The sequence below is a fragment of the Clostridium sp. BIOML-A1 genome (assembly GCF_009874105.1).
Lineage (GTDB): Bacteria > Bacillota > Clostridia > Lachnospirales > Lachnospiraceae > Coprococcus.
The window spans coordinates 41645-53364 of sequence record NZ_WWTL01000006.1 but is presented as its reverse complement, the minus strand read 5'-3'; the positions used below and the strand labels follow the sequence as shown (position 1 = coordinate 53364).

Annotated in this window: 10 protein-coding genes and 1 pseudogene; 5 read left to right on the top strand and 6 right to left on the bottom strand. The window is 42.7% G+C overall.

Going from position 1 to position 11720, the window contains the following annotated elements; genetic code table 11:
• The first annotated feature begins 185 nt into the window (after window positions 1-185).
• The 5 genes from GT641_RS06300 (at window position 186) to GT641_RS06280 (ending at window position 6568) form a co-directional block, all read left to right on the top strand.
• Window positions 186-2705, top strand: coding sequence for a fibronectin type III domain-containing protein (locus tag GT641_RS06300; protein WP_161117092.1), 2520 nt, complete (start codon window positions 186-188; stop codon window positions 2703-2705).
• Between the two features lie 75 nt (window positions 2706-2780).
• Window positions 2781-3584, top strand: a complete 804-nt coding sequence (locus GT641_RS06295) for a hypothetical protein (RefSeq protein ID WP_119963278.1) — start codon at window positions 2781-2783, stop codon at window positions 3582-3584.
• A 111-nt stretch (window positions 3585-3695) separates the two neighbouring features.
• Window positions 3696-4235, top strand: coding sequence for a DUF4342 domain-containing protein (locus tag GT641_RS06290; RefSeq protein ID WP_008401765.1), 540 nt, complete (start codon window positions 3696-3698; stop codon window positions 4233-4235).
• A gap of 255 nt (window positions 4236-4490) precedes the next feature.
• Complete coding sequence (locus tag GT641_RS06285; RefSeq protein WP_008401766.1) at window positions 4491-5174, top strand: response regulator transcription factor; 684 nt, start codon at window positions 4491-4493, stop codon at window positions 5172-5174.
• A gap of 95 nt (window positions 5175-5269) precedes the next feature.
• The gene (locus tag GT641_RS06280; protein ID WP_008401767.1) at window positions 5270-6568 is read left to right on the top strand and encodes a HAMP domain-containing sensor histidine kinase; all 1299 of its coding nucleotides are present in this window, start codon (window positions 5270-5272) and stop codon (window positions 6566-6568) included.
• Between the two features lie 278 nt (window positions 6569-6846).
• Here the strand turns inward: GT641_RS06280 and GT641_RS06275 are convergent, their stop codons facing one another.
• The 6 genes and pseudogenes from GT641_RS06275 to rlmD all read right to left on the bottom strand — a co-directional run bounded on the left by GT641_RS06275 (window position 6847) and on the right by rlmD (window position 11703).
• Complete coding sequence (locus tag GT641_RS06275; RefSeq protein ID WP_161117091.1) at window positions 6847-8214, bottom strand: MATE family efflux transporter; 1368 nt, start codon at window positions 8212-8214, stop codon at window positions 6847-6849.
• 15 nt (window positions 8215-8229) lie between these two features.
• On the bottom strand, window positions 8230-8706 hold the full coding sequence (locus GT641_RS06270; protein WP_161117090.1) for a dihydrofolate reductase: 477 nt from the start codon (window positions 8704-8706) through the stop codon (window positions 8230-8232).
• A 60-nt stretch (window positions 8707-8766) separates the two neighbouring features.
• A complete protein-coding gene (locus GT641_RS06265) occupies window positions 8767-9213 on the bottom strand; it encodes a hypothetical protein (RefSeq protein WP_243104438.1) in 447 nt (148 codons plus the stop codon).
• A 67-nt stretch (window positions 9214-9280) separates the two neighbouring features.
• Window positions 9281-9832 (bottom strand): histidine phosphatase family protein, encoded by a 552-nt coding sequence (locus tag GT641_RS06260; RefSeq protein WP_161117089.1) that lies wholly within the window; start codon window positions 9830-9832, stop codon window positions 9281-9283.
• Between the two features lie 54 nt (window positions 9833-9886).
• A pseudogene (locus GT641_RS13180) lies at window positions 9887-9988 on the bottom strand (cell filamentation protein Fic); the annotation flags it as partial.
• 245 nt (window positions 9989-10233) lie between these two features.
• Window positions 10234-11703, bottom strand: a complete 1470-nt coding sequence (rlmD, locus tag GT641_RS06255) for a 23S rRNA (uracil(1939)-C(5))-methyltransferase RlmD (protein ID WP_161117088.1) — start codon at window positions 11701-11703, stop codon at window positions 10234-10236.
• Window positions 11704-11720 lie beyond the last annotated feature (17 nt).

Below are 11720 nucleotides of genomic sequence, written 5' to 3'. Positions count from 1 at the left end.
TATTGTGTATAAGCAATGAACCAAGGTTCGTGTTTACATCGGGCTTTGGCGGTTGTATAGGATATATGGGGTGCGGTTTTGTTTTTTAGGGAAACACAATGTGCAATAAGGCACATTGCGGATGCTATGATAGATTGAGAGAAAATGGAGCAGGATGTAATTAGTTTTATAAAGGAGAGAGGCATATGACAAAAGGTGTACAGGGGTTAAAGAAAAGCATCATTGCTGTAGTGACCGGATTTACAGTGGCAGCAGGAATTCTTTCCGGTGGAATAACAGGCCGCCTTGGTGGAGGACAGCAGGTACAGGCGGCAGAGGTTGCTTGTACAACTTATACAGGAGATAATATCGAAGATCAAAACTATGAGTATAGTCAGTGGGCAAAGCCGATCCGATCATATCTTACATATGAGAATGGAACTTATATGCGGGTACAGGCTGGGGCTGATGCCAACGGTTATGTCGTTGAATATTTTGATTCGTCTTTTACGATCACCGGACGGAAGATTGTTCCGCAGGAACTTCCTTTATTTGGTGGATTTTATGAGATGAATGGGAATTATTATATTCTTTCCGGTCAGACCAATAAGAACGAGTCGGATAGTGTAGAAGTGTATCGTATCACAAAATATACAAAGGACTGGAACCGGGTAGCTTCCTGTGGACTGTATGGAGAAAATACGACAGTCCCATTTGATGCCGGCTCTGCAAGAATGGCGGCTTATGGGGATTATCTGATGATCCGTACATCTCATGAAATGTATAAGTCAAAGAAAGATGGTTATAACCATCAGGCGAATGTAACGATTCAGGTAGATACATCTGCGATGAAGGTCACAGATTCATATACAAAAGTTATGAATGTAAGTTTTGGTTATGTCAGTCATTCATTTAATCAGTTTATTCAGATGGAGAATGGTAAGATCGTTGCGGTTGATCATGGAGATGCACATCCGAGATCTATCGTTCTGGTAAGGTATCCGTCTGTAGTTACTTCCAATGGATTCACCGATGTTTTTTCTACCTGCAAGGCAACAGATATTATGGCATTTGAGGGAAAATCAGGAGATAATTATACAGGAGCGACGGTTGGCGGATTTGAGATATCAGATACTGCATATCTGACGGCAGGAAGCGTTGATATTGACAGTACCGCCAAATATTCAGCAGGTCAGGATATATTTGTAGGTGTTGTATCTAAGAGTACAGATGCGGTGAAAGTAAACAAGATAACGAATTATACAGCGGGTCAGGGTACGACTGATACACCGCAGTTTGTGAAAATTGGAACAAACAGTTATATGCTGTTATGGCATAGAGGTTCTTCCGTATATTACACGAAGATCGATGGAAACGGAAATCAGGTCGGAGCTATCTATAGTCTGGCCGGCGATCTGTCAGACTGCGTTCCTGTTCTTGCGGGAGATAAGTTGGTCTGGTATACATGGAAAAATGAAATATTGCAGTTCTATCAGATCAACATAAATGATCTGTCAGACTATACAGTAAAAAATGTTGTGTTAGGGCATAGCTATCAGGTGAGTGCTACAAATGCATCAGATGCATCAGTGGTATTAACATGTTCAAAATGTGGTCAGTCGCATACGGAATATGTTGTTAAGTCTTTTGCCGTTTACTGGTATGGATCTGCAGATAATGGTTATTATTATACCAATTATGAGTCTAGATATGATACAGGTACGAAGCTCAAGTTCCTGTTAAGAAATCAGACCTATTCATCTGAATCTGATACGACCAATCAGAATAGCGAGATGGTATGGGAATCTTCAGATACAAGTATCGCAACAGTCAGTAATCTGACAGATGAAAGTGGAACCGTTAATATGCTTAAACCGGGTATTGTGAAGATCAGCATTTATCCAAAGTATAATCCATCTTGTAAGGAAACGGCTACATTTACGATAACAGAAGCAAAGAAAGATGACGGAAGTGAGACCAAACCGGGCGACGGAAGCGAGACCAAACCGGGCGACGGAAGTGAGACAAAGCCGGGCGACGGAAGCGAGACAAAGCCGGGCGACGGAAGCGAGACAAAGCCGGGCGACGGAAGTGAGACAAAACCGGGCGACAGCGGTAAGACGGAGCCGGGTGATGTACCTGCAATAATCACGGTAAATAAGACAACTATTTCCAAGGTGGAAAACAAAGCAACAGGTGTCAAGCTTACATGGAAGAAGGTTTCGGATGCTACCGGTTATGTTGTCTACCGTAAAAACTTAGGGTCCAAGTCATGGAAAAAGATTAAGATAGTAAAGGGCGCTTCGAAGAATACTTATACAGATTCAACAGTGAAGTCAAAGCATGGCACAGTTTATAGTTATAGAATAGAATCTTATAAATCTGTGAACGGACAGACGGCAAAGGCGGTTAGTAAAGAAAAGAAGATCCTTCGTCTGACTGCACCAACTAAGTTAAAGATTGCGAACCAGAAGGGAAGAAAGCTTTCAGTAACGTGGAAAAAGCAGAAGAAGATTTCCGGTTATCAAATTCAGTATTCTACCGGCAAGACTTTTGCAAAAGGGACAAAGATGACAAATATAGTTAAATCTTCCGATAAAGCAGTAATTAAGAAATTGAAAAAGGGAAAGACATATTATGTCAGAATACGTTCTTATCAGAAGTCAGGTTCGAAAAAGACATATTCTGCATGGAGCAGTTATACTAAGGCCAAAATAAAAAAATAATATGTGAAAAATCGGGGCGCATCAGATAGAAGTGGTGTACCCCGGTTTTGATAGAAATGTGGAGGATGAATTATTATGAAAAGAAGACATTATATTCTGGCAGCTGGCTTGTGTGTATTTGCAAGTCTGTGTGGTTGTGGAAAAAAGGAACAAAAGACAGAATCATCAACAGAAGAGGAGAATGTAACTGTCATTGTGCTAGATAATGACAAAGTGACTCTTACATATACAGGATATGACAAGGAAGCTGATGGTATGACGTTTACTGTTTCCAATAAGACGGGTGATCCTGTTAATATTTATTTTGGGGATGTAGCAATTAACGGAGAGACGATACAGCCATTGTTTGGTCCTGAACTGGAAGCAAATGCAACAGAAGAAGATGTGTGTATGATTGAGTGTGATAAAGCAGTTTCCGTATTGAATGGTATACTTTTTATTGATAACGATGCGGGAGAAACAGTTGGACATTATGAGGTTAAGGATGTTCCTTTATCTGGTAAGGCAGAAGCTTCGGGTGATCAGAGCTTTACATTAAAGGATGGTGCAGTTCAGGTGTTTGATAATGATAAGATTACCATTGCATATACAGGTATAGAGACTGACGGAGAGGGTGAAGATGCAGAGACTTGCCTGGCATTTGAAATCTATAATAAGACAGATGAATTAATTCAGGCAACATTTGACACTATCCTTGTAAATGGAACGGACGAAGAACCATCCTATATGACAGAGGCTCTTGGGCATACATATGGAAAGCTTCTGTGTGATGTAACAGATCCGGCAAGTATAAAAGAGTTAACCGCAAGCGTATCTATCTATACGGCAGAGGATGAGCTGATTGACAGTTATTCCATCGAAAAAGCAGCTTTAAAATAAAATGGTCAGATTTTTAATCTGATTTTAATCTTTCTCCTATTTTAGATTAATTCGTGGTTGGTATAGTAATACCATCAGCTGAGGAGAGAATAGAGAAAGAAGGAAAAAGATATGGATAATTTAGAAAAAGTAGAAAAGTTAAGAGAAAAAACAGGTGTCAGCTATGAGGAAGCCAAGGAGGCATTAGAAGCAAATAATTATGATGTGCTGGATGCGATCATTTATCTGGAAAAGAAGGGTAAGGTAAAAGCACCGGAAGTAACCGATTACACGACGGAACAGGCACAGCAGACATCAACAGAATTCGAACAGGCACAGCAGGAATATACTAGAGACTGCAATAAAAAGACCTTTGGTCAGATGATGGATCAGTTCTTTTCCTGGTGTGGAAGACTTTTGAAGAAAAGCGTTGATTCCAAGTTCATCATAGAAAGACGTGGCAGCACTATGGTGAATGTACCTGTTCTGGTATTGATACTTGCGATTATCTTCGCATTCTGGATCACGATCCCGTTATTAGTGGTCGGTTTATTCTGTGAATGCAGATACCATTTTGCAGGAATCGACAATATCAATGTAGATCTGAACAGTGCTTGTGACAAGGTTGCGGATACGGTAGAAACTATTAAGACAGACATTAACAAGAACTAATGTGAGAGATTAATTTACAATACACAGATTTATTTTAAGGGACATGAAACGAAAATACATTGTCCATGTTCTGATATACTATTATGCAGCAAGCCTTTGCGAATGTCGGTACTTAGCGATCCACGGAGTGGAGCGGTTAGAACCGCTACATGAGCAACAGAGCGAGAGCGTCTTGCGGAATAATAGTATATCAGAATATGGACATAGGTACTCAAGATACTCCCTTAAAATAAATTGTCACAACAAGGAGTAGAGATGAGCCGGAAGATTTTGATTGTAGAGGATGAAGAAAAGATTGCCAGATTTGTAGAGCTGGAATTGGTTCATGAAGGCTATGAAGTAATAAAGGCATTTGACGGGCGGACAGGTCTGGATCTGGCACTATCAGAACATGCTGACCTGATCGTGCTGGATGTTATGCTTCCAAGGCTAAATGGTCTGGAGGTCCTTCGCCGTATTCGTAAAGAAGGAAATAATGTTCCGATCCTGCTGCTTACTGCAAGGGATGCGGTAATGGACAAGGTGTCCGGGCTGGATGCGGGAGCGGATGATTACATTACGAAGCCATTTGCGATCGAAGAACTTCTGGCTCGTATCCGTGTAGCGCTGAAGCGGAAAAGCACCGACCGGCAGGAGACACATAAGCTAGAGATCCATGGGGTCAGCCTGGATACCGACCGGCATGAGGTTATGGTGGCGGGAGAACCGGTGGAGCTTACCAATCGGGAATTTGAGCTGCTGCATACTCTGATGGAGAATAAGAATATCGTCATGGATCGGGAAAAGCTGATGAATATTGTCTGTGGTTATGAGTATGTCGGTGAGACAAATATCATAGATGTATATATCCGGTATCTGCGTACGAAGATCGATGACCGGTTCGGTATCAAGCTGATCACAACGGTACGAGGCGTAGGCTATGTGATCAGGGAATCATAGGAAGGTGTAACGGGATAGAGTATACGGTCTGATGATAAGGGTAGATGCAGAAACAAGAGCAAGATTGAAAGAATGTATAAGAAAAGGTATCACGGATGAATGAAAATAAGAGGATGACCTCGATCGCCAGAAAAATAAATATCAGCTTCTGGCTGAAGGAAGTAGGCAATGTAATAGGAATCAATATTATCATTGCCTTTCTTATTATGGGAACCTGGATGTACTGGTGTACCACAAAGCTTCCGGATCAGGTAACAGGTGAGCATTATTATTTTAATGTCAATCAAGAAAAGCATACACTGGAATATGTGATCGATGGAAATGACCGGAAATCATATGCATATGATTTCCGGGATGTAAGGGATCTGGTAGCTGTACCGGGAATCATACTGTTATCGGCAGAAGGATTTGTGTTGTTCTTTGCGTTATTCCGGACTTCTGTTGTCAGAAGAAAGCTGAAGCCGTTAAATGATCTGGCGGTAAAGGCAGAACAGATCAGTAAGATGTCATTTGAGCAAAATGGTATGGAGGATCAGAAGAAACGTTCCGATAAGAAGTCTGCAAAGACATTTGACCAGAATCAGATGGATCATCTGGAACAGGCAATATCACATATTTCTCCGGATGATGCCGAACAGGGAGTCCATACCGGAGACAAGGAATTGAAAAGTATTGAGATCGCGTTGAATAACCTGCTTCGGAATATGAAGGAAAACGAAAGGCGGCAGGTACGGTTTGTATCGGATGCATCACATGAGCTTCGGACACCTATTGCTGTGATCCAGGGATACGTGAATATGCTGGATCGATGGGGAAAAGAGGATGAAAAGGTTCTGACAGAATCCATTGAAGCCCTTAAGAATGAGTCCCAGCACATGAAGGAGCTGGTAGAACAGCTTCTGTTCCTTGCGCGGGGTGACAGCGGAAGAAATACTCTGAATAAAGTGAAACTGGATCTGAATCAGATGGTCAGTGAGGTCTGGGAGGAATCCCAGATGATCGATGAGAAGCACCGCTATCTGTTTCGTGGAACAGATCCTGCATATATGACAGGTGATATAGCCATGATCAAACAGTCCATCCGGATCTTTGTACAGAATGCGGCAAAGTATTCTTCGGATGGTGCGGATATTACATTAGGAGTTATGCTGGAATCCGGTTATGTCAGTTATATGATTCAGGATGAGGGCATCGGAATGGAGTCGTCAGATGTCGTTCATATCTTTGAACGATTCTACCGATCGGACGAAGCGAGAAACAGCGAGACCGGCGGTTCCGGCCTGGGACTTTCCATAGCCAAATGGATCGTCGATGCTCACTCCGGCACGATCCAGGTCGTATCCCGTCCGGAGATCGGCACCCGATTTATTGTCCGTTTCCCGATGTGTGAGTAAACAAGAGGTTGTTGATGATTCTTGTGTTATTTATAGTTGTGATATTTTGGCTCTGCTGGTATGGATATATACATAAGACATCAGTGAAGTTTTCGTTGTGAGGTTTGCACTAGCTGTCAGCACCAAGCCCATGTCTGAACCCGTAAGGGTGAGTTTGGGCGACTGCTGGCAATAAGCGTGCAAATCCGAGCAGAAAACGGAACGGTCTTTGTATATGTCCATACCAGCAGAGCCAAAATATCATGGCAAAAAGTAGAGGTTGAACAACAACAACCTCTTTAGCGGAAAGGTCTGGTGCGGAATTCGTTAAAGACCATGAAGATGGCGACCGCTCCGGCAAGTCCATCGGCGATAGGGCCGGAATACATAATGCCATCAATACCCATAAAAAGCGGCAGAATAATTAATAATGGAAGAAGGAACAGGATCTGTCTGGTTAATGACAGGAATGTTCCTTTTTTCGGTTTGCCGATCGATGTAAAGAAGTTCGAAGTGATCGGCTGCATAAAGTTTATAAACGTAAAGAACAGAAAAATACGAAAATAGCTGATCGAAAACTGGAAGTAGCTTTCGGAGCCATTTCCGAAAATGGATATGATCTGCCTTGGCACAAACTGGAATAATAGAAACGCAATGAGCGCGATCACAAATCCACAGGTAGAGGCGAACAGATAGGCAGACTTTACCCGTTTGTATTTTCCTGCACCGTAGTTATAGCTGGTGATTGGCTGTAAGCCTTGTGATATACCGATAATCAGAGATAGAAATACCTGATTTACTTTTGTGATAATTCCGGCACAGGCGATAGGGATTGCTTCGCCATAGATGGAAAGGGAGCCATAGTATTTGAGAGATTTGTTCATAATGATCTGTACGATCATCATGGCAAGCTGATTGCTGCAAGGAGCAGTACCAAGGGATGTGACTTTCGCTATGATCGGTCTACTGATGCGGAGATGTTCTTTTCTTATCGTTACAGTCTTACAGTGGGATAAAAACCAGATGACAAGACCGGCGGATATTACCTGACCGATAACGGTTGCGATGGCTGCGCCTGCCATACCCATCTGAAGAACGGATACAAACAGAGCATCTAAGATGGTGTTGATCACGGCTCCGGTAAGGTTACAGATCATGCTGATCTTTGGTCTGCCATCTGCGCGGATCAGATGACCGCTTCCGGTCGTGAGGATCAGAAAAGGAAATCCAATCGCAACAATGCCTGTGTAAGTTTTTGCATAGGAAAGTACATTGTCGGGAGATCCAAAGAAACGGAGCAGAGGCTCTAGGAACAGCAGGGTGATCGTAGTTAAAATCACACCACAGCCAAAGAGCATGACAGCGGAATTGCCGATATAATAAACTGCTTTTTCCTTTTCTCCTTTTCCCATAGCCAGATTAAAAGCAGATGCGCCGCCGATGCCGAACAGCAGAGCGATCGCGATACAGGATATGGAAAGTGGAAATGAAATATTGGTTGCGGCATTTCCGAGTTCACCGACATTTCGCCCAATGAAAAACTGGTCAACAATGTTATAAAGAGAGCTGACCAGCATGGCTACTATACTTGGAATAGCAAATTGCATTAATAATTTTTTTACGGGTTGAGTGCCGAGAGGATTTTCATTCGTTGTCTGTGTATTCATGTGAGTTGTCCTTGTTTACAGTTTCTTGCGGGTGTAGGTCGTGCGGGTAAATGTAATGTCGTCACCACCGGATTCGCCGGTTGTAATATCGAATTCATCTGCATTGAATTCAGGGAAGAAGACATCTCCGTCTTCAACGACAGTATCAACTTCTGTGATATACATCGTATCAACCAGTGAAAGTGCCTCTTTGAACAGCCCATATCCACCGGAGATATAGACATTTCCCTCTTTTACAGCATCAAGAGCTTCCTGTAAGGAATGAACGGTAAGCAGGTTTTCACCGGAGTAATTGGCAGTATTTGACACAACGATATTCATTCGGTTCGGGAGAGGATGTCCGATCTCTTCATATGACTTACGTCCCATAACCACAGTATTCCCTGTTGTCAGTTCTTTAAACTGTTTCTGTTCTCCTTTGATCCGCCATGGGATCTGTCCATTTTTTCCAATTACATTATTTTTTGAACGTGCGACGATTAATCCTATCATAGTATGGGTTCCTTTCTCAGATGTCATATTTATTTTTCAGCATACCTGATCTTACGAAAATCAGCAAGTGGATTGCTGGTTTAAGCATGCCAGTTGTTGTTTCAGATATTCATATCTTAAACGTTTTTCTTCTTTTGCAAAATGTACTTCACGGAACTGCTCAGGATTGTTCTTATAAGAAAGAGTCTCATCACCAAACTGTTCACTGGTCAGGTCAAATATATGACCGTTGACATCGTTATAGCAATGATAGTTTCCGCCGGGACGCAGGATGCCATACACCTTGCCGCCAAAGATGTCCTGAACCAGAAATGCTGTGATAGAACACTGCCCCAAGGTTTTATTCTCCGGTGTCCAACCATCACGCAGTCTTGGTGCGCAAGTATCAGCGCACCAGATATCAGATAATCTGTCATACAGATCCTGTGGTGTATGGATTCCTTTATACTTGTTTGTTATGGCAGGAACGGTTGCCTGTTCCCAACCATAGAAGTTGTAGGTCTTCATTTTCAAATATCTCCTCATTTGCTATTGAATGAAATGTGTTGCTTTTGTTTGGATTTATAAATGATATTTATAGTATGCGTTTCAGTTTGCAGTTTTCGATTCCTGCGCTCCAGAATTCTGACAGCGGGATCCCTTTGACCTGACAGATGATACTGGAATTCATAGCTCCATGTCCGACAATCAGGACATCCTTTCCTTCGTCTAATTGTGGTTTTACAACCTCTTTTAGGAATTCTCCTGTTCTCGCAAATAGCTGTTTAAAGCTTTCTCCACCATCCTTTGGAACTTTATAGTTTGCCGGATCAAGAAAGAGATCTTTTATTGGACAGCCGGGAGTAGTTATGCAGTTTGCGGTTCCTTCATAGCTGCCAAAACTCATTTCTTTTAACCGGTCGTCCGTTATGATCGGAATGTTCCGCCCTTTTAATACGATCTCGGCTGTTTCCTTTGCTCGGATAAGGGGAGAGCAGTAGCAGATATCAAAATGGATATCGGCATATTCTGTTCTGGCATGCTCCGCCATCTGGCGTCCTTCTTCATTTAATGGAATGTCTGTCCGACCTTGTAGTTTCCGCATGGCATTCCAGTCTGTTTTTCCATGTCGCATGATGTATAACATTGTTGTATCTCCTATAGATATAATTTTTTATCTTCCGAATGTCTGACAAGCATCCAATTCTCTTTCCTCAAATATCTTTTTAATATGTCTCGATATAGTTGATTTATCCCTTTGAAACAGTTCTGCCATCTGGTCAAGTGATAACCAGACTGTATCATTTCCAAATTTCTCATATTTTCTCGTTGCTCTTATCTTTCACCATGTTTTCCGTTTTAATATAGTATGCCAACAGCCTAAGGACATAATCTGGAGCATTACACATTCCTCTTTCCTACGCTGTCTTTGCACTTCGTGCACGCCAATCGTGGACAGCTATCGCATGGTCAGTGCTAATGCTCCTTGATAAGGTTCAAGGAAGTTCTGCTCTCGCTTCGCTCGCCAGAACAACTGCGTTTCTAAGTTCAGACTTCGTGCGTTGCACTTGTCTTCTCTAAGAGAACGCAAGTTTCAACGTGCCCGGTGTGACCAAATTGGTCGACAACAGCGACTTTTTCGAGGTGGTAGCCGGCGGGAGTGAGGATGGCGATGTCACGGGCAAGGGTTGCGGGATCGCAGCTTACATAGACAAGCCGTTTTGGATTCATCCGGATCAGGGTGTCAAGGAGTACCTTGTCACAGCCTTTTCTTGGTGGATCGACAACGACGACATCTGCATGGGAACCATCGCCGCCTTTTTCGTAAATGGCAGGAACGACTTCCTCCGCTTTTCCGATAAAGAATTCGACGTTGTGGATATCGTTAAGTTCCGCATTTTTACGGGCATCCAGGATTGCTTGAGGAACGATCTCCACACCGTATACCTGTTTTGCTTTCTGAGCAAGAAACAGGGAGATGGTTCCGATGCCGCAGTACATATCCCAGACGGTTTCTTCGCCGTTCAGATCTGCATATTCCAATGCTTTTTCATAAAGTACCTTTGTCTGCACAGGGTTTACCTGATAGAAGGACAGAGGTGAGATCTGGTATTTTACATTGCCGATATAATCTGTGATGTATGGACTGCCCCACAGTGTTTTGCAGGTTGGCCCAAGAATCTTATTTGTTTTTTCTGTATTGATGTTCAGGCAGATTGAAGTCATTCCGGAAATCTTTGTCAGACGGGAGATGAGTTCATCTGCATGAGGCAGTTTTTTTCCATTTATGATGAGACAGACCATGACTTCGCCGGTTGTAAAACCAACACGGGTCAGAATATGACGTACCAGACCCTGTCCGGTTGTTTCGTTATAAGTGGAAATGTTATATTCCGTGAGAAATGCACGGATGATCGGCAGAATCTGATCATTTACTTCTGCACCGATCGCACAGGTATCGGAATCGATGATCGAATGGGTTCTGCCGGCATAGAAGCCGATCACGATATTGCCGTTTTTGTCTCTGCCAACCGGAAACTGTGCTTTATTTCGATAGTGGTATGGTTCTTTCATACCATAGATTGGTTCCATCAGAGTATCGGGATTCTCAATCTTGCCGATCCGGCGCAGACATTCTCTTACTTTATTCCATTTGTATTCCAACTGCTTCTCATAGGAAATGTGCTGAAGACTGCATCCACCACAGCTCTTTGCGACTGGGCAGACCGGAGTTACGCGGTAAGGGGATGGTGTGATCAGGCGAACCAGCCGTCCGTAGGCGATCGATTTTTTTGCTTTCATGATCGAGATCTCGGCTACGTCACCGATCACTGTATCTTTGACAAATACAGTGATATTCTGCACGTTATTTCCATCTTCGGATGAAGCTTTCGTGGAAATGTCTGTGCCTGTTTTGTTATTTGCTACATCAGAAAGAGAGAGATGGCCGATGCCTTCTCCCTCATTTCCCATGTCCGTTATTTCTATTGTATATATACTGTTCTTTTTAAGTTCCATAAAATAAATATCGTATC